Raw genomic sequence first — 26614 nt, forward strand, 5'->3', positions numbered from 1 at the left:
GTGGTCGAGGGCCGCGGGGCGCCTGGGCGGCGCTCCGAACGTTCACCACGCACGTCGGCCGCCCAGGCCGCGAGCCGGAACCGAAGGGTAGGGACAGCGGCCGCAAGGCCACACCATGGCCGAGACAACGCATACGCAGTCGCGACAGGACACCCAGGTCAAGGTCGTGGTGCCGGACGAGCACACGATGATCAGCCTGCTGGGCTCCAGGGACGAGCTCCTGAGGGCACTGGAGCGGGCCTTCGCCAGCGATATCCACGTTCGCGGCAACGAGTTCACCATCACCGGCGCTCCGGATGAGACCGCGGTGGTCGTCCGGCTGGTCGAAGAGCTCATCGAGCTCGCCAAGAGCGGCACCCACGTCACCCCGGACACCATCGAGCGCATGGTCCACATGCTGACCACCCCTGGCCAGGACCGTCCGGCCGACGTGCTGACGACCAACATCCTGTCCAACAGGGGCAGGACCATCCGCCCCAAGACGGTGAACCAGAAGCGCTACGTCGACATCATCGACCGGCACACGGTGGTCTTCGGGATCGGTCCCGCCGGTACGGGCAAGACGTACCTGGCCATGGCCAAGGCGGTCAAGGCGCTGCAGGACAAAGAGGTCAACCGGATCATCCTCACCCGTCCCGCCGTCGAGGCCGGCGAGCGGCTGGGATTCCTGCCGGGCACCCTCTACGACAAGATCGACCCCTACCTGCGGCCGCTCTACGACGCCCTGCACGACATGCTCGACCCCGACTCCATCCCCAAGCTGATGGCGGCCGGGACCATCGAGGTCGCACCCCTGGCGTACATGCGCGGACGCGCGCAGCCGGTGCGCACCAACGTTCTGACCCCGGGCGGTTTCCGCCCGATCGGCGAGTTGGAGGTCGGTGACCTCGTCGTCGGCTCGAACGGTGAACCGACCCCGGTGCTGGGCGTCTACCCGCAGGGGCCGAAGGCCACCTACCGGGTGACGTCGCAGGACGGCGCGTCGACGCTGTGCTCGGAGGACCACCTCTGGTCCGTCCGGACACGGGCCGACACGAGGCGGAACAAGCCCTACCGCGTGCTCACCGCGAAGGAGATCGTGGAGAGCGGCCTCGGTACGGCGCACGACCGCAAGTACGAGCTCCCGTTGCTGAGCGCGCCGGTCGAGTTTCCGGAGCAGGACGTCCCCATGGACCCGTACGCACTCGGGCTGCTGCTGGGGGACGGGTGCCTGACGGGCCGCGCCACTGCGGGTCTCACCACGGAGGACCAGGAACTCGCGGAGAGCCTCGAACGCCTCCTGCCCGGCGTCCGGGTGAACCGGAAGTCCGGTCCCGACTACGCCCTGAACCGCGAGAGGCAGCCGGGCGACGTGACCACCATCGCCGACCCGGTGACGGCGGTCATGCGCGAACTGGGGCTCTTCGGCACGAACTCGGGCACGAAGTTCGTGCCGGAGGCCTACCTGTACAACACGGCCGACGTCCGGCTCGCCGTACTGCAGGGACTCCTGGACGCCGACGGTGGACCGGTCACGCAGGAGGGCCGGGCCTGCCGTGTCCAGTACGGTTCCGCCTCGCCACGGCTGGCCTCCGCGGTGCGGTTCCTGGTGCAGTCCCTCGGAGGCGTCGCGTACGACCGTACGCGGCCCGCGGAGGGCCGGGCCCGGGGAAGGGAGGTCCTGCATGGACAGGACGCCTCCCTCCTCGACCTACGGCTCCCAGAGGGCGTGGAGCCCTTCCGCCTCGGGCGCAAGAGGGACGCGTACAGGACGACCGGCGGCGGTCGGCCCACGCGGTTCATCGAGAGCATCGAACCGGCGGGGACCGAGGAGTGCGTCTGCATCCAGGTGGCGGCGCAGGACTCGCTCTACGTCACCGAGGACTTCCTGCTGACCCACAACACCCTGAACGACTCCTTCATCATCCTGGACGAGGCCCAGAACACCTCGCCGGAGCAGATGAAGATGTTCCTGACCCGGCTCGGCTTCGGCTCCAAGATCGTGGTGACCGGTGACGTCACCCAGGTCGACCTGCCCGGTGGACAGTCCAGCGGACTGCGGACCATCGAGAAGATCCTGCGTGACATCGACGACATCGCGTTCTGCCGACTGAGCAGCGAGGACGTGGTCCGGCACAAGCTGGTGGGCAAGATCGTGGACGCCTACGGCCGCTACGACGAGGCCCAGGGCGACCGGCACGGCTCGAACGAGCCGCGCGGGCGCGGGCCCAACCCGCGGCGCGGTGCCACCGACACCCCGAAGGAGGCCCGGTCCCGGTCCGGGCACCCCGAAGACGCGGCAGACTGAACCAGTACAGCGTTCGAGCTGGTGGGCCCGCCGGGTGCGGGCCCACCGGTGTGGGGTGCCCGGTCGACCGGGTCATCCGCCCATGACGATTCCAAGTGAGGCATCCGAATCAGATGAGTATCGACGTCGCCAACGAGTCCGGCGTCACCACCGTGGACGAGGCACGACTCTCCCGGCTGGCCCGGCACGTGCTCGACGCCATGCGTGTCCACCCCCTGGCGGAGCTGTCCGTCGTCCTGGTGGACGAGGGGCCGATGACCGACCTGCACGTGCGGTGGATGGACGAGCCCGGTCCCACCGACGTGCTGTCCTTCCCCATGGACGAGCTGCGCCCCGGCGGCCCCGGCCGCACGAGTGAGCCGGGCGTCCTCGGTGACGTGATCATCTGCCCGCAGGTGGCCGAGCGCCAGGCGGAGAAGGCCGGGCACAGCTCGACCGACGAGATCGACCTGCTGTGCACGCACGGCATCCTGCACCTGCTGGGCTACGACCACGCTGAGCCGGACGAGCACAAGGAGATGTTCGGCCTGCAGGGCGAGATCCTGGCGGCGTGGCGCGAGCGCGAGGCCGTCGACCGCGACGAGGACGAGAGCGGGTCATGATTCCGTCGGTGTGGGCCGGCGCGGCGACCACGGGCGATCCCGTCGCGTGGCTCACCGCGTTCGCGGCCGCCCTCGTCCTGACCGCCGCGGCGGGCTTCCTGGTCGCGGCGGAGGTCGCGGTGACCAGGGTGATGTCGGTCGGTATGCCGACCGTGGGCACCGGCCGCGACGCGCCGAGGACCTCGGCCTGGGACCGCGTGGCGGCCGACCCCGCGAGCCACCTGAACGCGCTGCTGTTCCTGCGCGTGGTGTGCGAGGTGTGCGCGGTCCTGGCCGCGGCCCTGGGCACGGTGTTCCTGCTGGGCTTCGGCTGGCTCCCGCTGCTGCTGGCCGCGGCGGCCATGGTGGTCGCGGAGTCGGTCCTCATCGCGATCGCACCGCGCATCCTGGGCCGCCAGTTCGCTGAGCCCGTCGCCCGGGCCGGGGCGGTCGTCGTCTACCCGTTCCAGGTCGTCGTGCAACCGTTCGTCCGGTTGCTGGTGTGGGCGGGCCGAACGCTCACCCCGCGCGAGAAGGGCGACCGCGAGGGACCCTTCAGCACGGAGGTGGAGCTGCGCCGGCTCGTCGACCTCGCCGAGCGGGGGGAGGTCATCGACCCCGAGGAACGCGAGATGATCCACTCGGTGTTCAAGCTCGACGACACGTCCGTGCGCGAGGTGATGGTGCCGCGCCCCGACATCGTCTTCACCAGCCGCGACGCCGACGCCGACGCCGTGCTGTCGCTGGCGCTGGCCAGCGGCTACTCCCGGATCCCGGTGACGGGCGAGGACGAGGACGACGTGGTCGGCATCGTCTACCTCAAGGACCTGGTCGAGCGGCTGCGCGACCGCTGGGCGGCCGCCTCTGGCGCGAACGGGGCCCCGGTGCCGCTGACCGCGGCCGACGTGATGCGCTCGGCGACCTACGTCCCCGACACCAAGCCCATCGACGAACTGCTGCGCGAGATGCAGCAGCAGCGCAACCACGTCGCCATGGCCATCGACGAGTACGGGGGTACCGCGGGCCTGGTGACCCTGGAGGACATCGTGGAGGAGATCGTCGGTGAGATCACCGACGAGTACGACCACGAGATCCCGCCGGTGGCCTGGCTGGACGACGACAGGGTCCGGGTCACGGCCCGTCTGCCGCTGGGCGAGCTCGACGAGATCTTCCCCGAACGCGACCTCGACGTGGTCGACGTGGAGACGGTGGGCGGTCTCGTGGCGTTCGTCCTGGGTCGCGTGCCCGTCGGTGGGGCACAGGCCGAATACGCTGGTCTCAGACTCACTCTCGAGGGCAAGAGCAGCCGCCGCAACCGGATGACCACGGTGCTGGTGGAGCGCCTGCCCGAGGACTCCGACCACGGCGACCGTGGCAGGAACGACGACGTAAGGAGCACGGAGCAGTGACGGACACGACGGGGCTCAACCCCGAGGACGGCAAGCTCATCACCCTCGCGCGCGCCTCGCGCGCCCGCAACGCCGCGCCGGAGGGCGCGGCCGTACGGGACGAGACCGGGCGCACCTATGTGGCCACGACGGTGTCCCTGCCGTCCCTGTCGCTGACGGCCCTGCAGGCGGCCGTGGCCGCGGCCGTGTCCAGTGAGGCCTCCGCGCTGGAGGCCGCCGTGGTCGTCACCCAGGCGAAGGAACTGACCGAGGGCGACCGCGCGCTGGCGGACGACCTGAAGACCCAGGTGGTGGTGATCGCCGCCCCCGACGGGGTGCCCGCGAGCATCACCCGGCGCTGAGTAGGAACGATGAACGACCTCGACCTGGAGAAACTGCGCGTACCGCTGGAGATGCCCTCCTTCCCGGAGGGCTTCCGCAGCGGGTTCGCCTGTTTCGTCGGCCGCCCCAACGTGGGCAAGTCCACTCTGATGAACGCGCTGGTCGGGCAGAAGGTGGCGATCACCAGCAACCGGCCCCAGACCACCCGGCGTACCGTGCGGGGCATCGTCCACCGTCCGGACGCGCAGCTGATCATCGTGGACACGCCGGGCCTGCACAAGCCGCGGACCCTGCTGGGGGAGCGGCTGGACTCGCTGGTGCGGTCCACGCTGGTCGAGGTGGACGTCATCGTCTTCTGCCTGCCCGCGGACGAACCGATCGGCCGGGGTGACACCTACATCGCCAAGGAGTTGGCGGAGCAGACCAACACCCCGGTGGTCGCCCTGGTCACCAAGACCGACAAGGTCGACAAGGAGGCCGTGGGCCGGCACCTGATGGCCGTGGACGAGCTGGGCGACTGGGCCGACATCGTGCCGGTCTCGGCCCAGAGCGGATTCCAGCTGGACACGGTCACGGGTGTGCTGTGCTCGCACCTGCCCGAGGGACCGCCGCTGTACCCCGACGGCGACCTCACCGACGAGCCCGACGAGATGCTCGTGGCGGAGCTGGTCCGCGAGGCCGCCCTGGAGGGTGTGCGCGACGAGCTTCCGCACTCCATCGCGGTGGTCGTGGACGAGATGTACGAGCGGGAGAACACCCGGCCCGGCAAGGAGCTGGTGGACATCTACGCGTCGCTGTACGTGGAGCGCCCCAGCCAGAAGGCCATCGTGATCGGCTCCAAGGGCTCGCGCCTGCGCGACGTGGGGTCGCGGGCGCGCAAACAGATCGAGGCCCTGCTGGGTCGGCGGGTCTTCCTGGACCTGCGGGTGCGTGTGGCCAAGGACTGGCAGCGCGACCCCAAACAGCTGCGGAAGCTGGGATTCGACCAGCAGACCTGACTCGGGCGCCCTGAAGACGGGGCCTTCGCGCCTTCTGGTGTGTCCGCTCGTTCCTCACGGACCCACCTCCAGGCCCTCCAGGACCCGTCGGCGCCCTCGCCGTGCTTTCTTCGGGCCGCCGCTCGTTCCTCGCTTTGGCCCGGATACACCCCCTGGGGGCGGGGCGGGGCGGGTTGCTCGGGCGCCCTGAAGACGGGGCCTTCGCGCCTTCTGGTGTGTCCGCTCGTTCCTCACGGACCCACCTCCAGGCCCTCCAGGACCCGTCGGCGCCCTCGCCGTGCTTTCTTCGGGCCGCCGCTCGTTCCTCGCTTTGGCCCGGATACACCCCCTGGGGGCGGGGCGGGTTGAACGGACCACCTCCAACACCTCGGTGCCCGCGCGAGCCGAACGGCCTACTTCTCACCCCCTGGGGTGGAGGTAGGCCGTTTCGTCCTGGTTCACCCCAGCGAGGCGCGCCTGGTGGGTGCCTGGGTCGGCCCCCGGGTGTCGCGATCGTGCGGCGTGGCGGGTCAGCCCTGGTTGTTGAGGTCGGCGGCCAGGGCGGTGGCGCAGCGCTGCACGATGGGGGCGGCGCGGTCGACGAAGTCCCAGTGCACGCGGGCCTCGGGGCCGGAGACGGACACCGCCATGCCCGAGGGCGCGCCGTCGACGGGCACCGCGACACAGCGGACGCCGATCTCCTGCTCACCGTCGTCGATGGCGTAGCCGTCCTTGCGGATGCGGTGGAGCTCGGCGACGAACGCGTCCGGGTCGACGATGGTGCGGTCGGTGGCGGCGGGCATGCCCGTGCGGTGGACCGTGGCCAGCGCCTCCTCGTCGGTGAGCTGGGACAGCAGTGCCTTGCCGACTCCGGCCGAGTGCGGCAGGACACGGCGGCCGACCTCGGTGAACATGCGCATGGCGTGCGGGGAGGGGACCTGCGCGACGTAGATGACCTTGTCGCCGTCCAGCATGGCGAGGTTGGCGGTCTCCCCGAGGTCCTCCACCAGTTGCGCCAGGTGGGGACGGGCCCAGGTGCTCATCATCTGCGAGGCCTTGTCGCCCAGTCCGATCAGCCGTGGGCCGAGCGCGTAGCGCCGGGAGGGCAGCTGGCGCACGTAGCCGTTGCCGACCAGGGTGCGGATGATGCGGTGGATGGTGGGCAGGGGCAGCCCGGAGGCGTCGGCCAACTGGCTGAGCGAGGCCTCACCGCCTGCCTCGGCCATGATCTCCAGCAGGGCGAAGGCACGGTCGAGGGACTGCACGCCGCCGGCGCGCTTGCCGGAGGCTTCCGGGCGCGGGGCGTCGATGGGGGGCAGCGAGTCTGACAAAGGTCATGCTCCCGGGTTGTGGGCCGCTGAAGTCATCGGTTCTATTCTGCAATACGAAAAGTACTTCCCGCCATCTCGATGTCAGGGTGGGGGTCGCGGCCGCGTCACAGGTCCGGGCGTGAGGGGTGGCTTTCCCCCAGGGCATCCCTTGTTGTTCCGAATAGCAGAAGTTAGTATCCGCATATAGAAATCCGGAGTCCGGGTGCGGGAGACCGCCGCCGGGCTCCGGCCTACGGAGAGGACACTGAACACGTGGCATCGGACAGCCCTCTGGACATCGGCGAGCTCACGGCCGCGCTGGACGCGCGCCTGGCCGACGCCGACGCGCGCCTGGCCCGCGACTACCCGGGAGCGAACGCGGCCCGCCAGCCGGTCCACACCGTCTACGTCCCGGCCGACCGCGTCCACCCCGGTCTGGCCGCCGACTGGGGCCGGCGCGCGTCGGAGGCGCTCACGGAGTTCGCGCCCAAGCCCGACGACCTCGACGAGACCAGGAGGATGAGCGGGGCGGACCTGTCCGACCTGCTGTCCCGCGTCCAGGACAAGCTGGCCCGTGAGCCGATCGAGGACCTGCGCGCCGACCTGGAGGACGGCTACGGCGACCACGGCGACGAAGCCGAGGACGCCCACGTGATCGCCGTCGCCGAGGCGTTCACCGCCGACCTCGCCCAGGGCCGCGCCACCCCCTACTTCGGCATCCGGATGAAGGGGATGGAGGCGGCCGGTCGGCACCGCGGCGTCCGCAGCCTCACGCTCTTCCTCCAGACCCTCCTGGACCGCCACGGCTCGCTCCCCGACAACCTGCTCCTCACACTCCCCAAGATCACCTCGGTCGAGCACGTCGAGGCGATGGTGTGGGTGGCCGAGCGCCTGGAGCGGCGCTTCGGCCTGCCCGAGGGGCGGCTGCGCTTCGAGCTGCAGATCGAGACGCCGCAGTCGGTCCTGCTGCCCGACGGCACCGCGGCCGTGCCGCACATGATCCGCGCCGGGCAGGGACGGGTCAGCGCCCTGCACTACGGCACCTACGACTACAGCGCCGCCTGCGGGATCACCGCCGCCCACCAGAGCCTGGCGCACCCGGTCGCCGACCACGCCAAGGCGGTCATGCAGGTGGCCGCCGCCGGGACCGGCGTGTGGCTGTCCGACGGCGGTAGCAACGTCCTACCGGTGGGCAGCCGCCAGGAGGTCCACGACGCGTGGGACCTGCACGCCGCACTGGTCCGCCGTTCGCTGGAGCGCGGCTTCTACCAGGGCTGGGACGTGCACCCCCACCAGCTCCCCATGCGCTTCCTGGCCACCTACGCCTTCTACCGCCAGGCCTTCGTGCCCGCCGCCGACCGGCTCAAGGCCTACTTCGGAGCCGTCGCCGGTGGTGTGATGGACGAGCCCGCCACCGCGCAGGCGCTGGCGTCGGCTCTGGTCAACGGTCTGCGCTGCGGTGCGCTGGACGAGACCGAGATCGCTGAGCGCACGGGGACGGACACCGCCACACTGGTGGCCCTGGCCACGCGCCGTATCGGACAGGAGAACGCATGACCCACTACGACCTCCTCATTCGCGCCGCGCGCGCCGTCACCCCCGACGGTGAGCGTGCGGTGACCGTGGCCGTCTCCGGGGGCCGGACCGCCGCGGTCCTGCCCGGCGCCGACGCGTCCGCCTCCGGAGCCCGGGAGATCGTCCTGTCCGAGGACGAGGTCCTGCTGCCCGGGCTGGTCGACTCCCACGTGCACGTCAACGAGCCCGGCCGCACCGAGTGGGAGGGCTTCGCGAGCGCCACGCGTGCCGCCGCACTGGGCGGGGTGACCACCATCGTGGACATGCCGCTCAACAGCGTGCCGCCGACCACCACGGTCGAGGGGCTGGCAGCCAAGCGCGCGGTGGCGCGCGAGCGCGTCAGTGTCGACGTCGGCTTCTGGGGCGGCGCCGTCCCGGAGAACTCCCAGCCGGGGGAGACCAAGGAGCTCGCCGCCCTGCACGAGCAGGGCGTGTACGGGTTCAAGGCGTTCCTGTCCCCGTCCGGCGTGGACGAGTTCGGGCACCTGTCCGCCGCGGAGCTGGCGACCGCGATGGAGGCCATCGGGGACTTCGGTGGCCAGATCATCGTGCACGCCGAGGATCCCGGGGTTCTGGACGGCGCCCCGGCCGCGCACGGCCGCGACTACGCGGACTTCCTGGCCTCGCGCCCGGACGAGGCCGAGCACGCGGCCATCGCGCTGGTGATCGAGACCGCGCGGCGCACGGGGACGCGCGCGCACGTGCTCCACCTGTCCAGCGCGTCGGCGCTGCCGCTGATCTCCCAGGCCAGGGCCGACGGCGTGCCGCTGACCGTGGAGACCTGCCCGCACTACCTGACGCTCGCGGCGGAGACGATCCCGGACGGGGCCACGCAGTACAAGTGCTGCCCGCCCATCCGTTCCTCGGCCAACCGCGACCTGCTGTGGCGGGCGCTGATGGACGGCCTGATCGACTGCGTGGTCAGCGACCACTCGCCCAGCACCGCGGATCTGAAGGACCTGGACACCGGCGACTTCGGGACCGCCTGGGGCGGTGTGTCCGGACTCCAGGTGGGCTTCTCCGCGGTCTGGTCCGAGGCGCGCCGTCGGGGGGCGACCCTCGTCGACATGGTGCGCTGGATGGCGGAGGGCCCGACCCGGGTCGCGGGGCTACGGGGCAAGGGCGCCATCGCGGAGGGCAACGACGCGGACTTCGCGATCGTGGCGCCGGACGAGACGATCCGGGTGGACGTGCGCGAGCTCGCGCACAAGAACCCCGTGAGCGCCTACGACGGTGCCGAGCTCCAGGGGCGGGTGCGCCGCACCCTGCTGCGCGGCGAGGAGATCGACCTCGCGCAGCCGAGGGGCCACCTGCTCGCCCGCGACTGACTCCGAGGACCCGGCCCCGGGCACCGAAGGGGTGTCCGGGGGTTCGCCCAAAGTGGTCAATCCGCTACACGCAATTCGTTCTGTCCGGTCACCCTGGCGATGGTTTCGAAGTCCTTGTCGTTGTGGACGAGGGTGAGCCCTTTGAGCTCCGCGCAGGCGGCCACCACGAGGTCGACCGGTCCAGCACTACGGTGTTCACCTCGGGAAGTGAGTTCCTTCTGAACCTCCCAAGCCCGCCGGTAGTCGCGGTCATCTGGATCGATGGGGAATAGAAGCCGGTTGAGGAGAGATACTGCCCGTTCCCGATCCTTGGCCGATCGCGCCGTGTACAGGATCTCCAGTTCAGTCAGTGGGCACACGGCGACCAGACCCTGCACCAGGGCCTGGTCCCACCTCCGGTTTTCCTCGGGACGCGCGAAGATGCGCACAAGAGCGCTCGTATCGATGAGGTAGTGGGCAGGGGTCACGTCTGACGTCCCGACATGTTCGAGAGGAGGTCGAGGTCGAGGGCACCGTCGGCTACGAGATCGCGCATCTCCGCCAAGGCCACGGCGCGGTCCAGCCTCTCCACGGTCTCCCTGAGAGCGGTGTTCACCGTGTCCTTCTTGGTCTTGGTGCCCAGAAGCTCAGCGGCTCTGTTCAGAGCCTTGTCGTCGATGTCGATCAGGACCTTCGTCATGACTGCCTCCTGTATATAGGTCTCTATGAGTAGTATATACGAAGGCCCGGGGTGTGCTTGAGTTGGCCGCGGCCCCGGGCACCGTGGGGTGTCCGGGGCCGCAGGGGGGGCGCTCGGTCAGGAGCAGTACGCCTCCTCCTCGCCGATGATGCGGTAGGGGCAGTCGGCGTAGTCGAGCAGCCGCAGGACGGCCTCCCGGTTGCGGGAGGTCTCGCGGTCGATCACGGACGAGGGCGGGTAGAAGCCGCCGCCCCACCAACTGCTGGGATACATCTCGTAGGTGAAGTTCACGATGCGCTGGTCGCCCCAGAGCCAGTCGTTGATCGTCCCGTCGGTGATGTACAGGTCGCTGGACTGCTGCGGCGTGTACCCGTTGGCGTCGGCCATGTGGGTGCCCAGGGCGGCGTGGGTGTCGTATTCCTCCCGCGTCATGCCGTTGGCGGTCTCGTCGTAGGTGTAGCCGTAGGGCCACAGGATGAGCTCGCTGTAGGTGTGGAAGTCGATGGCGGCGGTGATCTGCTGTTCGCCGCCGACCACCCGGCCGCGCACGAAGTCCGCGACCGCCGACACCTCGGGCGCCGACTCCGGGGCAGGGCCGCGGTAGGTGCTGCTGGACGGGCTGCCGGAGGAGCCGTTGCAGCAGCCCCACAGGTAGTCCCAGTTGCGGTTCATGTCGGTGCCCACGGCGGAGGACCCCTGGTTGGGCTGGCGGTTCTTGCGCCAGTTGCGCCAGTTGGAGCCCGCCATGTCGTACTCGGAGCCGTCGGGGTTGACGTTGGGCAGGATCCAGATCTCCCGGGAGTCCACCAGGTCCGTGATCCGCGCGTCGCTGCCGTACTCGTCGGTCAGCAGCCGCATCAGGTAGACGGCCATCTCCACGGTCAGGTGCTCGCGGGCGTGCTGGGAGTGTGTGAACAGGACCTCGGGCTCGTCCTCGTCCACGCCGGCGTTGTCGCTGATCTTGACCGCGACCAGGTCCCGGCCCTCGTACGACTGCCCGACGACGGACTGCTCCACGATACCGGGGTGGGCGGCGGCCACCCCGTCGATGGTCTCGCGCAGTTCGTCGAAGGTGGTGTAGCCCTCGTCCGGTGCGAGCGGGCGCACCGGCGAGGGGGTGATCTCCGTCAGTTCGTGGCCGAGGTCGGCGAGGGCCTCCGCTTCGGAGCGTGTGGCGGTGACGACGACGGAGTCGTCGCGGACCTCGTCGATGGCGGCGCCGGTCGCGGCGACCGCCGTGCGTTCCTCGGGCGTGTTCGGCCCGTGGACCTCGAACAGTCCGGGGTCTGTGGCGGCGCCGGCGCCCGTGGGGCCGAGGAGCCCCAGCGTCAGCGCGGCGAGGGTGAGGGGAAGAAGGGTTCGTCGGACGAGCGTGGCTCTCACGAGGCCTCCGGGGGAGCGGGGTCGAGGCGTCGAATACCTGACGGTCATTGGAAGAGAGCGCCCTACACATTGTCAATGTGTATGACTATGCGTGACTCACGTGGCGGAATGCCTTGTTTGCGGAGCCGCGCAGGTGAAGCCCGCTTGACTCGCGGGTCAACGTGAACACGCTGTGGCCGGATGTGGCCACAGCGTGATCACGGTCGGTCGTCGGCCCGGTCCCGGCCGCGCACCGCTCAGGCGCGCTCGGGGACCGACGGCTCGCCGAGCGCCCGGTGGACCGCCTCCGAGAGCATCCACTCGTGCCCGTGGGACCACTCGTGCTCCAGGGCCGCGTCCCCCAGCAGTCCGCGCACGGCGGTGGTGATCCGATCGACGTCGAAGCGCTCGGCCGCGGGCAGGGGGGCACCCGTCTCCTCCCGGGCCCGGGCGGCGGCGCCCAGCAGCCGGGCCGCGCGCACCCCCTCGCCGACCAGGGCGTCCGCCCCCGCCAGACCCTCCAACGCCATGGCGACCGCGCGCGGGTCGCGGGCGAGCCGGGCGCACTCCAGGCCCTGCTCGTGCAGCTTCCGGGCTCCGGTCGCGTCGCCGCGCGCCTCGGCGCACATGCCCAGCTCGGCGAGGGCGAAGGCCTGCCCCGGCCGGTAGCCTTCCCGGCGGTGGGCGGCCAGGATCTCGCGCAGGTACCGCTCGGCCTCCTCCGGTCGGCCGCGCCGCCGCGCTGTCATCGCCAGACCACCGCGCACGAACAGCACCTTGCTGTTGAAGGCCTGCTCTCCGGATACGCGCAGCGCGCGGTGGTTGTACTCGTCGGCCAGCGCGAAGTCGCCGGTGAGCATGTGCACACGCGCCAGGCGGGTCAGCTCCTCCACGACCACGGTCCACAGTCCGATCCGTTCGGCGTGGTCCAGCGCCGCGCGGTGCAGGTCGGCGGCCTCCTCGTAGGAGCCCTCGATCTCGGCCAGGATTCCGAGCAGTCCGCACGAGCGGACCTGGCCCCACGGCTCCGCCAGCGCGACGAAGTGCTCCAGGCTCTCCCGGCCGTACCGGCGCGCCTCGGCCAGTTCGCTGTGCCGCATCGCCCACCAACCGCACAGGTTCTGCGCGAAGGCCTGCCACCACAGCTCACCGGACGACTCGAAGACGCGGGAGGCCTCCTCCACGACCTTCCTCGGTGAGCGCACGGGTGCCGAGGGGCCGTCCACGGCCGACGTCATGCACACGAGGACGGTGCGGACCCTGGACGGCAGGAGCGGGTCGCCGGAGCGCTCCGCGAGGGCGACCGCCTGGTGCGCGAGGTCCTGGAGAGCGGTGTGGGGGCTTTCGGTGAAGGCGAGCGAGAACCGCCAGAGCAGGGCGACGGCGCGTTCGGCGTCGGTGGCCGGGCCGGGCGCCGCCAGGGCCCGTGCCAGCAGCCGGCCGCCCTCGCGGTAGCGGCCGCGCAGGAACCAGGACCAGCCCAGGGAACCGGTGATGCGCAGCGCCAGGCCCGCGTCCCCGCTGTCGGCCGCCCACTCCGCGGCGGCCCGGACGTTGGCCGCGTCCCGCTCCATGTGGTCCAGGGACCGGCCGATGTCCGCGGTGAGGGCGAGCGGGTCGCATCGTGTCAGCCGATCGGCGGTGTGGTGGGCGTGGCGGCGCCGGGCCTCGGGCTCGGCCCCGGACTCGGCCAGCTTCTGGCGCGCGAAGACGCGGATCGTCTCCAGCAGCCGGAAGCAGGTGCCCTCGCGGTTCTGCTGGGCCACGACCAGGGACCGGTCGACGAGTGCGGCCAGCACACCGGCCGCGTCGGCGGTCTCCACCCGCCCCCCGCCGGGCAGGGGCCCGACCGCCACGGCCTCGGCCGCCTCCAGCGAGAACGATCCGACCTGGACCGACAGCCGGCCCAGCACGGCGCGCTCGGCCTCGGTCAGCAGCCGCCAGCTCCAGTCGACCATCGCGCGCAGGGTCTGCTGGCGCTCGTGCAGACCCGCGCCCCCGCCACCCAGGAGTTGGAAGCGGTCGCCCAGCCGGGTGGCGAGTTCGCGGACGCCGAGCGAGCGCACCCGGGCGGCGGCCAGCTCCAGGGCCAGCGGCAGCCCGTCCAGGCGCCGGCAGATCGTGGCCACGGCCTCGGCGTTGTCCTCGTCCAGCGTGAACGACGGCAGGGACGCCGCCACCCGCCGCGTGAAGAGCTCGACGGCGTCGGACCCGGCCATCTCGGCGGGGGAGTGGTCACAGGGCGCCCGGAGCGGACGGACCTGGTGCAGGCGCTCGCCGGGCACACCCAGCGGTTCGCGGCTGGTCGCCAGCATCCGCAGGCCCGGCGCGGCGCGCAGCAGGCGTACGGCCAGGGCAGCGACCGGTGCGGTCACGTGCTCGCAGTTGTCCAGGACCAGCAGGGCGGGCTGCGTGCCCAGCGAGGCCGCCAGGCGCTCGGCCGAGGAGCGCCCCGGGGCCTGGCCGCCGGCGCCGCTCCCGTCGCCCTCGTCGTGCAGTCCCATGGCCTCGGCGACCGCGTCGGCCACGTCGTCGGGGGTGGTGGCCTCCGGTGCGCGGCCGACCAGTTCGACGAACCAGACGGGGGACTCCGCCGAGCCCGCGGAGAGCGCGCTCAGGGCGAGCGTGGTCTTGCCGACGCCGCCGGGGCCCACCAGGGTGACCAGGCGGAAGCGCCTGAGGTCCTCCAGAAGCCGTCGGGCCGACTCCTGGCGGCCGACCACGTCGGTCAGCGGGACCGGCAGGCCGACCGCGCCCGAGGCCGCGGACGCCGGCGCGGCGGAGCCTCCGGGCGCGGTGGTGGGTGCCGTGGCGGGTGCGGATGCGGGAACAAGTGCGGCCGTGCGGTCGAGGTCGGGGGACTGCGCCAGGATCCGTTCGTGCAGGCGGACCAGCTCCGGGCCGGGCTCCACTCCGATCTCCCCCGCCAGCAGCTCGCGGCCCCGCCGATAGCTCTCCAGGGCCTCGGTCTGGCGGCCGGAGCGGTACAGGGCGAGCATGTGCGCGGCGCGCAGGCGCTCCCGCAGCGGTTCGGCGCCCAGGAGCTCGTCGAGCTCGGCGACGAGCGCGGCGTCCTCCCCCAGGTCGAGACGGGCCCGGGCCCGGTCCTCGAGCGCGGTCAGGCGCATCTCCTCCCACCGGCCGATGGCGGGCGCGGCGAAGGGCGCGTCGGCGTGGTCGGCCAGGGCCGGTCCGCGCCACAGGTCCAGGGCCTGCCCGAGCAGGGCGGCGGCCTCGGCCGGGTCGGCGCCGCGGGCCCGTGCGACCAGGTCCTCGAAGCGGTCGGCGTCGACCTGGCCGGGGTCCACCCGCAGCCGGTAGCCCGAGGGGCCGGACTCCACCCGGCCGCGCGCGCCGGCCTCGGCCCGCTCGAGCGCGCCGCGCAGGCGTGAGACCGCGGTCTGCAGTGCCGCCGAGGTGTCGTGCTCGGGCTGGTCCCACAGTTCGGCCGCGAGCCGGTCCGCCGACACCGACGTCCCGCGGTGCACGAGCAGGTGGGCCAGGAGCGCCCTGACCTTGGCGCCGGGTACACGGACCGGCTCGTCCCCGCCGGTCCACACCGCGAGCTGTCCCAGAACGCCGAATCGCATGGGGACCAGGGTATGCCGCCGGTTCGCGGCGGACTCCGGTCGGGCCGACAACGGACGGACAGCGGGCGGACAGCGGTCGGCGAAGGGCGGACAGCGGATGGCAAGGAGACGGTGAGCGCCCCTGCCTAGGTTGAGGACATCAGCCAGGGGCACCGCCCCGCGAGAGTGTGGAGACACCACGATGAGCACCCTGTTCGACCCCATCACCCTCGGCGGCCTGGAGCTGCCCAACCGCCTCTTCATGGCGCCGATGACCCGCTCGCGCGCCTACGTCGACGGCCAGGTCGACGGCCTCGTCGCCCAGTACTACGCCCAGCGCGCCTCCGCCGGGCTCATCATCACCGAGGGCACCCAGCCCAGCGTGCGGGGACAGGGCTACATCAACACGCCCGGCCTGCACACCGCCGAGCAGGTGGAAGCGTGGAAGCGCGTCACCGGCGCCGTCCACGAGCGCGGCGGCCGCATCTTCGCCCAGATCATGCACACCGGCCGGATCGGCCACCCGAGCCTGTACCCCGACGGCGGCCTGCCCGTCGCCCCCTCGCCGATCGCCTCGGGCCAGTCCCTGTTCGACGGCTCCGGCATGGTCGAGCACCCGGTCCCGCGCGAGCTGACCCACGCCGACATCGCCGAGGCCCTCGACGACTTCGCCTCGGCCGCTCGCAACGCGATCACCGCCGGCTTCGACGGCGTCGAGCTGCACGGAGCCAACGGCTACCTCATCCACCAGTTCCTCGCCGACGGAGCCAACCAGCGCACCGACGAGTACGGCGGCAGCCCCCAGAACCGGGCCCGCTTCGCCGTCCAGGTCGTCGACGCGGTCGCCGACACCATCGGTGCCGAGCGCACGGCCCTGCGCCTGTCCCCGGGCAACCCCTTCAACGGCATCACCGAGAGCGACACCCGCGCCCAGTACCTCGCCCTGATCGACGGACTGAAGGACCGTTCGGACCTGGCCTTCCTGCACCTGGCAATGGCCTCCCGCGAGACCGCCGAGCTCTTCCGCAAGGAGTGGCAGGGCGCCCTGGTCCACAACCCCGCCGCCGGACTGGACCTCACCCCCGCCGTCTCCGCGCTGGAGGACGACCTGGTCGACGCGGTCGCCCTCGGCAGCGCCTGGCTCGCCAACCCCGACCTGCTGGACCGCGTCCGGGCCGACGGGCCCTTCAACGATCCCGACTCCGCCACTTTCTACGGTGGCGACCACCGCGGCTACACCGACTACCCCGTCCTCGACCGGTCCTGATCCGCGCACCCGAGCCCGGCCCTCGCGTGGGGCCGGGCTCGGGGCCCTGGAATCCGGGGTCTTCGTCGCCTGCGCTCGTGCCGACGCCGTCGCCCGCCTCTACCTCGGCGGACGCCTACGGCGCAGTCCTTCCTGCTCCGGCTCGGCTCCTCCGGCAGCCTCCGGCGCCCCTGGTCAGGGGATCGGGGTGTAGATGACCCCGAGCTTGTCGACCTCGTCCCCGGCCCGACCGTGGAAGCCGGCGACGCGCCACCCGGAGGGCGCGGTGAAGGTCACCGTGTCGGACGTGGGCGTGCCGCCCGAGAGCGTCCGCCCCCGGTCGGTCGTGAACGCGGCGCGGAACACCCGCGTGCGCCCGTCGCGCCGCCCGGTCGACAGGGCGACCGAGACCAGGTGCTCGCCGGGGTCGAGCGTGAGCGACCGCTCGGTGCCGCCCGTCCCTCCGTGGGAGACACGCCCTCCGTCGGCGTAGTCCAGCGCCACCCGGTCCAGGCGCGCCCCCGAGCGAAGGGACAGGGTCAGGGGTTCGGTCCCGCGGGCGACCCGCTCCACATCGGTGAACGGGGTGCCGTGCGGACCGCCCGCGAGGTCGCTCATCCGGACGCCGGGCGGGAGCGACCAGGAGAACTCGGCGGTGTGCGGGTAGTGGTCGGAGAGCATCCGACCGTCGTCGTCCAGGAAGTCCGTGTGGTCGTTGCGGTAGTCGGCCAAGCGCAGGTCGACGAAGGCGCTGGAGCGGAACAGGATCTTGTCGACGACCTCGCAGCCGTCGGTGGGGGCGTTGGTCTCGCAGACCAGGGCGGGTGCGCCCGCGGCGGGGCGGTCGCCGCCGCGCGCGTGCTCGACCCAGGCGTCGGCGAGGCCGAGCGTGTCGGCGAGTTCGCGGATGTTGTCGCCGGTACGCGTGTAGCGGGTGTTGGTGTCGCCCGCCACGACGACGGCGTTCCCGGCCGAGTGCCGCTCGATGAACCGGGTCAGCTGTCCGATGTTGGCGCGGCGGGCCGCGAGGTCGGCGTCGGCGACCCCGGCGTTGGTGTGCACGTTGTACATGTCGACGTACACGCCCCGGGCGAGACGGACACGCGAGGCCGTGAAGCCCTTGGGCGTGAGGCAGTCGGTGCCGTTGCACTCGTCCCACCCGACCCGGTGGAAGTCGCTGTAGGCCAGGTGGGACAGGGTGTTGAGCCCGTCACCGAAGGGCACGCCACCGCTGGTGGGAGTCCGGTACGGGTGGTCGTCGTTCGCGTACAGGTCGGCGTGGTAGTTGAAGTCCTCCTGGACGTGGACCACGTCGTAGGGGGCGATCCGCCGCCCGATGACCGGGGTGTTGACACTCGGGCGCTGTTCGTCGGGGTCGGTGATGAGCTCCGGCAGGCCCGCGACGTTGTACGTCAGCACGGAGAAGGTCCCCGAGGCGGCGTCGGCGGCGGGTGAGGCGGACCCGACGGGGCCGGTCGGGGCCGCGGTGGTCGGCGCGGCCGCGGCGGGCACGGCCGACAGCGGGGCGAGCAGGGTCAGGGAGGCCAGGAGAACGGACAGGGAGCGCGAGGGGGAGCGGGACACGTGGACCTCTGTCTGGAGGGGACGGTGCCCGCCGGATTCTACGTCTCCGTCCGGCTCCCGGGCCGGACGGAGACGCGATCTCCACCGCCGTCAGCCCTGCGGCTCCTCCGGGCGGTCCTGGTAGGCCGCGTCGGCGTGGCTGGTGTACTTGGCCTCGCCGGGACCGGCGGTACCGATCTCCTCGGAGTCGATCTCGTCCGGGGCACCGCCTCCGCGCGCCCGGCCGATGACGTTGAAGCAGATGTTGAGCACGATGGCGACGACGGCGGCGCCGATGATGCCCGAGTGCACGACCATCTCGACCGGCTCCGGCAGGAACGCGTAGAAGGTCGGGTAGGCCAGCGGGATGATCGCGATGCCGAAGGCCGCGGCCACCAGGACCAGGTTGAGGTTGTGGGTGAAGTCGACCTTGGCCAGGGTCTTGATGCCGCTCGCGGCCACGCTGCCGAAGAGCACCAGTCCCGCGCCGCCGAGCACCGGGGTGGGGATGGCGGCCATGACACCGCCCAGGACGGGGAACAGTCCCAGCACCAGCAGGATGCCCGCGCCGGTGGCGACGACGAACCGGCTGCGGATCCCGGTCAGGGCCAGCAGTCCGATGTTCTGGGCGAACGAACTGGTCGGGGTCGCGCTGAAGATCGGGCCGATGATCGATCCGCTGACGTCGGCGCGCAGGCCGGCGGAGATGCGCTTGGCGTCCACCGCGGTCCCCGTGATCTCGCCGACCGCGATGATGTGCGACGCGCCCTCGGTGAGCACCACCAGCATGATGATGCACATCGTGATGATGGCGGTGAGCTCGAATCGGGGGAGCCCGAAGTAGAACACCGATGTCGGGTCGAACACGAGGTCGGCCTCGCCGACCCGGCTGAAGTCGGCCATCCCGAAGGGGAGCGAGACCAGGACCCCGGCGACGAGTCCGATGAGGACCGACAGGCGGCCCCAGATGCCCGGCAGCACGCGGGAGCAGAGCAGGATCAGCGCGAGGGTGACCCCGGCCAGCGCCAGGTTGGCCAGGGGAGCGGCGGGGGCGGCCGAGCCGTCCTCCCGGACCACGGTCGCGCCGTCCATGATCCATCGGGCGGCCACCGGCATCAGGCTCAGCCCGATCACCGTGATGATCGTGCCGGTGACGATCGGGGGGAAGAAGCGGATGAGCTGCCCGAAGAACGGCGTGAGGAGCAGGGCGAAGAGTCCCGCCGCGATCGACGCGCCGAAGGCCACGGGCAGGTTCTCCCCGTTCTCACCGGCGGCCAGGGCCGTGATCGCGCTGACGGGGACGAACGAGCACGCCACCACGATGGGCATCTGCGAACCCACGCGCCGGGGCCCGACGGTCTGCAGGAGGGTGGCGATACCGGCGACCAGGAGCGCTCCGCTGACGAGGATGCCGATGGCGGCGGGGTCGTCCGCGAGTCCGGCGGCGGCGCCGATGACCAGTGCGGGGGCCACGGCGCCGGCGTACATGGTGAGGATGTGCTGGAGTCCGTAGACGAGCTGGAGCCGGAACGGCGGTCGCTCGTCCTCGGGACGGGGGGTGGTGGGTGACGGGTGGGGCGTCGTTGTGGCCGAGTCCTTCGGGGACGGACTGTCGTTCATGGCCAGTGTCCAGCCTTCGCTGTCGGCGGTCATCCGGTGGGGGGTGACCGGTCTCTCGGGTGTGGGACCCGGTGGCGTCGACCCTGTTCGACGGCTGTTCTCGGGCACGCCGCGGGTGGGGCTGCGGCCGAAGGCCGTCGGTTGAGGGTGGTAGCCCTACTCCCGCGCAGCGCCCGAGGGCGATGGCGGGTGGCGGGCGGCGGGTCGGCGGCTGCGCCGGAACGCGAGCCGGTGAGGTGCGACCTCGCGCGGTGGAACCCCGTCAAGGGGTGGAGGGGAGCCGGGACCCGGCCACGCCGCGCGCGGCGCGGCGCCGGGCCCCGGTGGAGGCGGCCTGGTCCGGTCTAGACGAAGCCGGGCACGTGCTTCCAGGCGTCACCGGCGTCGGGCGCGTCGTCACGTTCGACGGTGGCCTCGATCTTGCCGTAGGGGCGGTCGGCGGCGAAGAACACCTCGCCGGGGTTCTCCAGGTCGAACGGCGACAGGTCCACCAGGAAGTGGTGGTTGTTGGGCATGGAGAAGCGGATCTCCGCCACCTCGGGGTGGGCCTCCAGCACGGCCCGGCCCATCTCGTACAGCGTCTGCTGGAGGGCCAGGCTGTGCGTCTCGGCGAAGGCCTCCAGGCACAGCGCCCGGATGGAGGCGTAGGCCTTGTCGAAGTCGTGGTCGGTGCCCGTGTAGCGCCAGCGCGCGGTCACGTCGGTCGCCAGGATCCGGTCGGTGGTCTCGGCGAGCGTCGTGTACTTGGTCTTCGGGTAGCCGTGGAACTCCGACCCGGTGGACTTCAGGACCGTCAGGCCCTCGAAGCCGGACACGACCCACTCCCGGTCGCCGTCCTTCTGGACCACCGTGGTGCGGGTCTCGGCGCCGCGCCTGGAGAAGGCGTGGTCGTGCGGGCCGCCGGAGGTGGTGATGCGGTCCCAGGAGTACTCCTGGATCTCCTGCCGCGCGCCGTGCACGTAGTCGTGCTCGTCCACGAAGTGTCGGGCGAGGCGGAGGGCGAAGGTCTCGATGGCGCCGACGCCGCCCCACTCGCGGGCCTTGGCGTAGACGGTGTTCTTCTGGGTGTCGGTCGGCAGACACGTGCTGTTGTCGCCGACGGTGTGCACGGTCTCCAGGTCCCCGCGGAGCTGTGAGGTGACGTTGACGTCCTTGATCTGGTGGACGTCGGTGTCGCGGTCGATGTGGACGAGGCGTACCTCGGCCTTGCCGTACTGGTTGTCTCCGAGTCGGATGCCCATCAGGGTGAACTCCGTTCGCTTTCGTTCATGAACCGAAGTCGTCATCGTTCGCGCTGTCGCGCCGTGCGTACGAGGGAGGACCGCTGTGGTCATGCGGAAGGACCTGTCGCGCACTCGAAGAGGGTGGGTGTGTTCGCGGTGGGAACCGTCCGGCGGCTCCTTTCCGGGGGTCGTGCGGCGGGCGGCCGGAGGGCCACGCCCTAGGAGCCGCGGTAGGTCGAGTAGGCGAACGGGCTCAACAGCAGAGGCACGTGGTAGTGCGCGTCCTCGTCGGTCAGGTGGAAGACGATGGTGACCTCGGGGTAGAAGCCGCTCTGCCCGGTCGCGTCGAAGTAGGCCTGGGTGTCGAAGACGACCCGGTAGAACCCGGACGGCAGTTGGTCGGGGCCGAAGTCGGGGACGCGCCCGTCGGCGTTGGTGCGGCCCTCGGCCACGGGCTTCCAGGAGGTGCGCGCGGAGTCGGCCGCCGCCTCCAGCCGGACGGGGACCTCGCGCGCGGGGCGGCCCAGCGCGGCGTCGAGGATGTGCGTGGTCACGTGGCTCATGCGGCGTCCAGGAGTTTCTCGAGCCGGAGTCCGGCGATCTTGCGGAGTTCGTTCCCGACCACGGCCAGTTCGGTGTCCTGGTCGTTCTCCAGCCGGCCGATCAGGTCCGCGAGGAGTGCGCGGCTGGAGCGGCCGCTGGCGCACACGAGGTAGATCTGCCCGAACCGGCCCTCGTACTCGCCCTGGGCGAACTCGAAGATCCGCTGGACGCGCAGTGAGGCGTCGTCGGTGTCGGCGGCGAACGCGGACTGCTCCCCGCGGGACCAGGCCGCCTCGGTGCTCTTCCCCTCGGCCTTGTCGCCGATGCGCGGGTGCCGCGCGAGCGCGGCGGCGACCTCGTCGGCGCTCACCGCGCGGGCGTGCTTGTCGGCGTGTGCCAGCAGGTCCCGCCGGTCGGCGAAGGGGGCGGCCGACGCGACGGCCTCGACCCAGCGTTCGATGTCGAGGCACTGCGCGAGCTCGGTGCGCAGCTCCGCGGGGGAGAGCGCGTTGAGGCGCTCCAGTCCGGGATCGGAGGCGCGGCCCGGCGGGCTCGCGGTGGTCTCGGGCATGTGGGCTCCCGTTGTACGGCCGGTCGTTGTGCTGCGGAGGTCCTGTACCCGCGCTCGTGTGGAGGATGCGGGTGATCTCGTCCCGCCCGGCCAGCCGTTTTCGTAGTGCAGATGGATGTTTCCGTATGACGGAGTAGACGGACTCTAACCCGTGTGGGTGTGACCTTGTCAACACTGGCTAGGGGGCTGCGTCCAAAAACTCCGACCTTCATTCCGCGTAGTGAACTACCGACGAAGTTGCCTGATCTGGAGTGGGGGGTCCCGTGCGGAGTGCGGGGGTGAGGGGGTCCGGGGGGAGTTCCGGTGCAAGGGGGGTGGAGGCGGCGTGGGGCCTGTTGGGGGGTGAGTGCCCGCCCTCGCCTCGTTCGGGGAGGTTGACAAGCCGGGGTGGCGCCCCGCACACTCTGGTTATTCCTTCAAGTGAAAAACAGATTCCACAAAGCGGAATCCAAGGTGACGGAGGCAAGGCATGAGCCACGCTCTGGGCTACACGGTGAACTGCTCGCTGCTGTTCACCGAGCTCCCCCTGAACGAGCGCCCGCAGGCCGCACGGGACGCCGGGTTCCACGCCGTGGAGTTCTGGTGGCCGTTCGACGAGGCCACCCCGCCCCAGGACGAGGTCGACGCGTTCATCGCGGCCATCGACGCCGCCGGGGTCCGGCTGAGCGGGCTCAACTTCTTCGCCGGTGCCCTGCCCGGCCCCGACCGCGGCGTGCTCTCCCAGCCCTCGCGCAGCGCCGAGTTCCTGGCCAATCTCGACGTGGTCGCCCGCATCGCCGAGCGCACCGGAACGACCGGCTTCAACGCGCTCTACGGCCGCCGCCAGCCGGGCGTCGACCCCGCGGAACAGGACCGCCTCGCCCTGGAGAACACCGTCGCCGCCGCCGAGGCGGTCGCCAAGGTCGGCGGCACCGTTCTCATCGAGCCGCTCAGCGGCGCCGACGACTACCCGCTCAAGACCGCCGCGGACGGCCTGGCCTTCGTGACGAAGGTGAAGGAGGCCGGGGCCGACAACGTCGCCCTCCTGGCCGACTTCTTCCACCTGGCGGTCAACGGGGACGACGTGGCCGCGGTGGTCCGCGCCCACGCCGCCGAGTTCGGCCACATCCAGATCGCCGACGCCCCCGGGCGGGGCGAGCCGGGCACCGGTGCACTGCCCGTCCACGAGCTGCTCGCCTCGGCCGAGGCGCACGGCTACCGCGGGCTGGTCGGTCTGGAGTACAAGCCCACCGTCCCGAGCCACGAGAGCTTCGGCTGGCTCCGCTAGGGAGAACTGCCGCCCCCGACGGGCGGCCTCCGGCCGCGGACCATCGCCCGTCACCCACCACCGCACACCAGTACAGCCACGAAAGGGGCCACCATGCCCGCCACGAACGTCGCCTTCATCGGACTGGGGATCATGGGCCTGCCCATGGCCGCCAACCTCGTCCGCGCCGGCTACACCGTCACCGGCCACAACCTCACCCCCGACCGCGTCGACTCGCTCGTCGAGCGGGGCGGCCGCCGCGGGGGCAGTATCGCCGGAGCGGTCGCCGACGCCGACATCGTCATCACGATGGTCCCGGACTCCCCGGACGTGAAGGAGGCCATGCTCGGTGAGGGCGGGGTCTTCGAGAGCGCCAAGCCCGGCACCCTCATCATCGACATGAGCACCATCCGCCCGGACGTCTCCCGCGAGATCGCCCAGGCCGGCACCGAACGGGGCTTCCGCGTCCTGGACGCGCCCGTCAGCGGTGGCGAGGCCGGCGCGATCGAGGCCAAGCTGTCCATCATGGTCGGCGGCGAGCAGGCCGACTTCGACGCCGCGCGCCCCGTCTTCGACGTCCTGGGCACCACGCCCGTGCTGGTCGGCCCGCACGGCTCCGGCCAGACGGTCAAGGCCGCGAACCAGCTCATCGTCGCGGGCAACATCCAGCTCCTGGCCGAGGCCCTCGTCTTCCTCGAGGCGCACGGCGTGGACACCGAGGCGGGCCTGGAGGTCCTGGGCGGCGGCCTCGCCGGCAGCACCGTCCTCCAGCGCAAGGGCAAGGTCATGCGCGAGCGCGACTTCAAGCCGGGCTTCCGGATCGCGCTGCACGACAAGGACATGCGGATCGTCACCGACTCGGCCCGCGAGGCCGGGGTCGCGCTCCCCGTGGGCGCCACTGTGGCGCAGCTCGTGGGCGCGCTCAAGCTCCAGGGCGACGGCGGGCTCGACCACTCCGCGCTGCTGAAGACCGTCCTGCAACTGTCGGGTCGTGGCGCGTAACCACCGCCACGAGTGGAATTCCCGTCGGCGGTACCGGCCGTCCGCCACCACGGCTGACGTGTGAACCGCGTGGCCGGCGGCGGCCTCGGGTGTTGGCCGCACCCTGGGTCCCGCCGACGGAAATCCGTTCAACCCCCCTAGCACTGAAGGGTTCGCTTCAAATGGTACAGATGCCCGCGATGAACGCCGTCGTCGAGGTTCTCAAAGACGAGGGCGTGGACACCGCCTTCGGCTGCCCGGGTGCGGCGATCCTGCCGCTCTACAAGGCCATGGAGGACGTCGGTGGGATCGAACACCTGACGGTCCGCCACGAGGAGGGCGCCACCCACATGGCGGACGGGTGGTCGCGCACCACCGGCAGGGTGGGTGTGGCCATCGGCACCTCCGGCCCCGCCGGCACCAACATGATCACCGGCCTGTACACGGCCATCGCCGACTCCGTGCCGATCGTGTGCATCACCGGCCAGCAGCGCACCGACCTGCTGGACAAGGAGGGCTTCCAGGCCGTCGACATCGTCGAGATCGCCAAGCCCGTCACCAAGTGGGCCGTGCAGATCAAGGAGGCGGCGACCGCCCCGTGGATCTTCCGCGAGGCGTTCCGGATCGCCCAGGAGGGCCGCCCCGGCCCCGTCCTGGTGGACATCCCGGTCGACATCGCCCAGCAGCTGATCGACTACGACCCCTCCATCGACGCCCCGCTCAAGATCAACACCGTCGAACCGCACCTGCCGCGGGTCGAGCGCGCCCTGGACCTGCTGCTGGAGGCCGAGCGCCCGCTCATCCTCGCGGGCGGCGGCGTGATCCTGGCCGAGGCCTCCGACGAGCTGCGCGAGCTGGCCGCCTACCTGAACGTGCCGGTGCAGGTCACCCTCATGGGCAAGGGGTCCTTCGACGAGGACTCCCCGCTCTACTCCGGCATGACCGGCGTGCAGACCTCCCAGCGCTACGGCAACGCCTCGTTCCTGGAGTCGGACCTGGTCCTGGCCGTCGGCGCGCGGTTCGCCGACCGCCACACCGGGCAGATCGACGTCTACCGCGGCGACCGCACGTTCATCCACGTGGACATCGAGGCCACGCAGATCGGGCGGGTCTTCGAGCCCGACCTGGGCGTGGTCTCCGACGCCAGGCTGTTCCTGCGCGAACTGCTCGCCGCCGCCAAGCGCCGTGACGCCAAGGCCGCGGTGCAGCCGTGGATCGACCGGATCGGTGAGCTCAAGGCCGGCCTGACCCGGCGCGAGGACTTCGACACCGTCCCCGTCAAGGCGCCGCGCGTGTACAAGGAGATCAACGAGGTCTTCGACGAGGACACCTACTTCGTCACCGCGATCGGCCTCTACCAGATCTGGGGCGGGCAGCACCAGAAGGCCTACAAGCCGCGCCGCTACCAGATCTGCGGCCAGGCCGGGCCCCTGGGCTGGGAGATCCCCGCGGCCATCGGTGTGAAGAAGGCCCTCAAGAACACCGCACCGGACGCGGAGGTCGTCGGCATCGTCGGCGACTACGGCTTCCAGTACATGGTGGAGGAGCTGGCGGTCGCCGCCCAGTACGACGTGCCCTACGTCATCATCATGCTCAACAACGAGTACCTGGGCCTGATCCGCCAGGCGTCCATCCCGTTCGACATGAACTACCAGGTGGACATCCACTACGACGAGTACGGCACGGACAACGTCAAGCTCATGGAGGCCTACGGCTGCTCCGGCCGCCGCGTCTTCGAGCCCGCCGAGATCCGTGAGTCGCTGGAGTGGGCCCGCAAGGAGGCGCGTGCGACCTCGCGTCCCGTCCTGGTCGAGATCATGATCGAGCGCGAGGCCAACACCCCGCACGGACCGGCGATCAACGCGGTCAAGGAGTTCGAGCCGGTCCCCGGCGCGTAACCCGCCCGCGGGCGGTCGGACAGCCACGCGACCGCCGCCACAGCCCGCCGCGGCCCGGACCTGCACCCCGGGCCGCGGCGACCAGGCCCCCATGGGGGTTGAGGGGCGTCACGGTGACCACTTGGCCGGGCCACCGCGGCGCCCCTTGCGCCGTGCGCGGGAATAGCGGGGCCCCCGCCACCGTCGAACAGGGTGACGTCCCAGAATGTGGGCGTCGGGTACCAGGGTTTCGGATCCGTCTGCTAGCGTGAATCCCGTTATGCTGCGCGAGCTGCTCCTCCTTAGCGGCCGCGGCGGGGGTCGTTAAAAGGTCGGCTCCCTCGCC

20 protein-coding genes and 3 pseudogenes are annotated in these 26614 nt (G+C 71.5%); 13 read left to right on the top strand and 10 right to left on the bottom strand.

Annotated features, from left to right (window positions below):
* Window positions 1–115: 115 nt before the first annotated feature.
* The 7 genes and pseudogenes from M1P99_RS28655 to era all read left to right on the top strand — a co-directional run.
* A pseudogene (locus M1P99_RS28655) lies at window positions 116–814 on the top strand (PhoH family protein); the annotation flags it as partial.
* A 570-nt stretch (window positions 815–1384) separates the two neighbouring features.
* Window positions 1385–1636 (top strand): annotated as a pseudogene (locus M1P99_RS28660) (LAGLIDADG family homing endonuclease); the annotation flags it as partial.
* 246 nt (window positions 1637–1882) lie between these two features.
* Window positions 1883–2287, top strand: a pseudogene (locus M1P99_RS28665) (PhoH family protein); the annotation flags it as partial.
* A 113-nt stretch (window positions 2288–2400) separates the two neighbouring features.
* Window positions 2401–2889 (top strand): rRNA maturation RNase YbeY, encoded by a 489-nt coding sequence (gene ybeY, locus M1P99_RS19720; RefSeq protein WP_304454079.1) that lies wholly within the window; start codon window positions 2401–2403, stop codon window positions 2887–2889.
* Window positions 2886–4277, top strand: coding sequence for a hemolysin family protein (locus tag M1P99_RS19725; RefSeq protein WP_304454080.1), 1392 nt, complete (start codon window positions 2886–2888; stop codon window positions 4275–4277). The genes ybeY and M1P99_RS19725 overlap by 4 nt, the downstream gene beginning before the upstream one ends.
* Window positions 4274–4618 (top strand): cytidine deaminase, encoded by a 345-nt coding sequence (locus M1P99_RS19730; RefSeq protein WP_304454081.1) that lies wholly within the window; start codon window positions 4274–4276, stop codon window positions 4616–4618. Before M1P99_RS19725 ends, M1P99_RS19730 begins: the two co-directional genes overlap by 4 nt.
* 9 nt (window positions 4619–4627) lie before the next feature.
* On the top strand, window positions 4628–5596 hold the full coding sequence (gene era, locus M1P99_RS19735; RefSeq protein ID WP_304454082.1) for a GTPase Era: 969 nt from the start codon (window positions 4628–4630) through the stop codon (window positions 5594–5596).
* Between the two features lie 509 nt (window positions 5597–6105).
* Here the strand turns inward: era and M1P99_RS19740 are convergent.
* The gene (locus tag M1P99_RS19740) at window positions 6106–6840 is read right to left on the bottom strand and encodes an IclR family transcriptional regulator (RefSeq protein WP_304455759.1); all 735 of its coding nucleotides are present in this window, start codon (window positions 6838–6840) and stop codon (window positions 6106–6108) included.
* A 318-nt stretch (window positions 6841–7158) separates the two neighbouring features.
* On the opposite strand from M1P99_RS19740, the gene M1P99_RS19745 reads away from it, so the two are divergent.
* Both M1P99_RS19745 and allB read left to right on the top strand, forming a co-directional pair.
* Entirely contained in the window at window positions 7159–8442 is a 1284-nt protein-coding gene (locus tag M1P99_RS19745; protein WP_304454083.1) for an aldolase, read from the top strand.
* Window positions 8439–9788, top strand: coding sequence for an allantoinase AllB (gene allB, locus M1P99_RS19750; RefSeq protein WP_304454084.1), 1350 nt, complete (start codon window positions 8439–8441; stop codon window positions 9786–9788). Before M1P99_RS19745 ends, allB begins: the two co-directional genes overlap by 4 nt.
* A gap of 56 nt (window positions 9789–9844) precedes the next feature.
* On the opposite strand, the gene M1P99_RS19755 is transcribed toward allB, so the two are convergent.
* The 4 genes from M1P99_RS19755 to M1P99_RS19770 form a co-directional block, all read right to left on the bottom strand.
* On the bottom strand, window positions 9845–10255 hold the full coding sequence (locus M1P99_RS19755) for a PIN domain nuclease (RefSeq protein WP_304454085.1): 411 nt from the start codon (window positions 10253–10255) through the stop codon (window positions 9845–9847).
* Window positions 10252–10467, bottom strand: a complete 216-nt coding sequence (locus M1P99_RS19760) for a type II toxin-antitoxin system VapB family antitoxin (RefSeq protein ID WP_304454086.1) — start codon at window positions 10465–10467, stop codon at window positions 10252–10254. Before M1P99_RS19760 ends, M1P99_RS19755 begins: the two co-directional genes overlap by 4 nt.
* A 117-nt stretch (window positions 10468–10584) precedes the next feature.
* Complete coding sequence (locus tag M1P99_RS19765) at window positions 10585–11850, bottom strand: M14 family metallopeptidase (RefSeq protein ID WP_304454087.1); 1266 nt, start codon at window positions 11848–11850, stop codon at window positions 10585–10587.
* Window positions 11851–12086: 236 nt separating this feature from the next.
* The gene (locus M1P99_RS19770; protein ID WP_304454088.1) at window positions 12087–15419 is read right to left on the bottom strand and encodes a BTAD domain-containing putative transcriptional regulator; all 3333 of its coding nucleotides are present in this window, start codon (window positions 15417–15419) and stop codon (window positions 12087–12089) included.
* A 181-nt stretch (window positions 15420–15600) separates the two neighbouring features.
* On the opposite strand from M1P99_RS19770, the gene M1P99_RS19775 reads away from it, so the two are divergent.
* On the top strand, window positions 15601–16665 hold the full coding sequence (locus M1P99_RS19775) for an alkene reductase (protein ID WP_304454089.1): 1065 nt from the start codon (window positions 15601–15603) through the stop codon (window positions 16663–16665).
* Window positions 16666–16839: 174 nt separating this feature from the next.
* On the opposite strand, the gene M1P99_RS19780 is transcribed toward M1P99_RS19775, so the two are convergent.
* The 5 genes from M1P99_RS19780 to uraD form a co-directional block, all read right to left on the bottom strand.
* Window positions 16840–18228 (bottom strand): jacalin-like lectin, encoded by a 1389-nt coding sequence (locus tag M1P99_RS19780; RefSeq protein WP_304454090.1) that lies wholly within the window; start codon window positions 18226–18228, stop codon window positions 16840–16842.
* Between the two features lie 90 nt (window positions 18229–18318).
* The gene (locus M1P99_RS19785; protein ID WP_304454091.1) at window positions 18319–19827 is read right to left on the bottom strand and encodes a nucleobase:cation symporter-2 family protein; all 1509 of its coding nucleotides are present in this window, start codon (window positions 19825–19827) and stop codon (window positions 18319–18321) included.
* Between the two features lie 344 nt (window positions 19828–20171).
* The gene (gene pucL, locus M1P99_RS19790) at window positions 20172–21068 is read right to left on the bottom strand and encodes a factor-independent urate hydroxylase (RefSeq protein WP_304454092.1); all 897 of its coding nucleotides are present in this window, start codon (window positions 21066–21068) and stop codon (window positions 20172–20174) included.
* A gap of 200 nt (window positions 21069–21268) precedes the next feature.
* Window positions 21269–21613: a hydroxyisourate hydrolase gene (gene uraH, locus M1P99_RS19795; protein WP_304454093.1), complete on the bottom strand. Its 345-nt coding sequence runs from the start codon at window positions 21611–21613 to the stop codon at window positions 21269–21271.
* Window positions 21610–22164 (bottom strand): 2-oxo-4-hydroxy-4-carboxy-5-ureidoimidazoline decarboxylase, encoded by a 555-nt coding sequence (gene uraD, locus M1P99_RS19800; protein ID WP_304454094.1) that lies wholly within the window; start codon window positions 22162–22164, stop codon window positions 21610–21612. Before uraD ends, uraH begins: the two co-directional genes overlap by 4 nt.
* Window positions 22165–22633: 469 nt before the next feature.
* Between uraD and M1P99_RS19805 the strand changes: the two genes are divergently transcribed.
* The 3 genes from M1P99_RS19805 to gcl all read left to right on the top strand — a co-directional run bounded on the left by M1P99_RS19805 (window position 22634) and on the right by gcl (window position 26289).
* Entirely contained in the window at window positions 22634–23431 is a 798-nt protein-coding gene (locus M1P99_RS19805; protein ID WP_304454095.1) for a hydroxypyruvate isomerase family protein, read from the top strand.
* Window positions 23432–23524: 93 nt separating this feature from the next.
* Window positions 23525–24412, top strand: a complete 888-nt coding sequence (locus M1P99_RS19810) for a 2-hydroxy-3-oxopropionate reductase (protein ID WP_304454096.1) — start codon at window positions 23525–23527, stop codon at window positions 24410–24412.
* A gap of 161 nt (window positions 24413–24573) precedes the next feature.
* On the top strand, window positions 24574–26289 hold the full coding sequence (gene gcl / locus M1P99_RS19815; protein ID WP_304454097.1) for a glyoxylate carboligase: 1716 nt from the start codon (window positions 24574–24576) through the stop codon (window positions 26287–26289).
* The last annotated feature ends 325 nt before the right edge of the window (window positions 26290–26614 follow it).

The organism is Nocardiopsis sp. YSL2, from assembly GCF_030555055.1.
Taxonomy (GTDB): Bacteria; Actinomycetota; Actinomycetes; order Streptosporangiales; family Streptosporangiaceae; genus Nocardiopsis.

What these genes read in the sequence shown, in the direction of transcription:
- ybeY (WP_304454079.1), top strand. Translation starts at nt 2,401, where the DNA reads ATGAGTATCGACGTCGCCAACGAGTCCGGCGTCACCACCGTGGACGAG.
- M1P99_RS19725 (WP_304454080.1), top strand. Translation starts at nt 2,886, where the DNA reads ATGATTCCGTCGGTGTGGGCCGGCGCGGCGACCACGGGCGATCCCGTC.
- era (WP_304454082.1), top strand. Translation starts at nt 4,628, where the DNA reads ATGAACGACCTCGACCTGGAGAAACTGCGCGTACCGCTGGAGATGCCC.
- allB (WP_304454084.1), top strand. Translation starts at nt 8,439, where the DNA reads ATGACCCACTACGACCTCCTCATTCGCGCCGCGCGCGCCGTCACCCCC.
- M1P99_RS19760 (WP_304454086.1), bottom strand. Translation starts at nt 10,467, where the DNA reads ATGACGAAGGTCCTGATCGACATCGACGACAAGGCTCTGAACAGAGCC.
- M1P99_RS19770 (WP_304454088.1), bottom strand. Translation starts at nt 15,419, where the DNA reads ATGCGATTCGGCGTTCTGGGACAGCTCGCGGTGTGGACCGGCGGGGAC.
- M1P99_RS19775 (WP_304454089.1), top strand. Translation starts at nt 15,601, where the DNA reads ATGAGCACCCTGTTCGACCCCATCACCCTCGGCGGCCTGGAGCTGCCC.
- M1P99_RS19785 (WP_304454091.1), bottom strand. Translation starts at nt 19,827, where the DNA reads ATGAACGACAGTCCGTCCCCGAAGGACTCGGCCACAACGACGCCCCAC.
- pucL (WP_304454092.1), bottom strand. Translation starts at nt 21,068, where the DNA reads ATGGGCATCCGACTCGGAGACAACCAGTACGGCAAGGCCGAGGTACGC.
- uraH (WP_304454093.1), bottom strand. Translation starts at nt 21,613, where the DNA reads ATGAGCCACGTGACCACGCACATCCTCGACGCCGCGCTGGGCCGCCCC.
- uraD (WP_304454094.1), bottom strand. Translation starts at nt 22,164, where the DNA reads ATGCCCGAGACCACCGCGAGCCCGCCGGGCCGCGCCTCCGATCCCGGA.
- M1P99_RS19805 (WP_304454095.1), top strand. Translation starts at nt 22,634, where the DNA reads ATGAGCCACGCTCTGGGCTACACGGTGAACTGCTCGCTGCTGTTCACC.
- M1P99_RS19810 (WP_304454096.1), top strand. Translation starts at nt 23,525, where the DNA reads ATGCCCGCCACGAACGTCGCCTTCATCGGACTGGGGATCATGGGCCTG.
- gcl (WP_304454097.1), top strand. Translation starts at nt 24,574, where the DNA reads ATGGTACAGATGCCCGCGATGAACGCCGTCGTCGAGGTTCTCAAAGAC.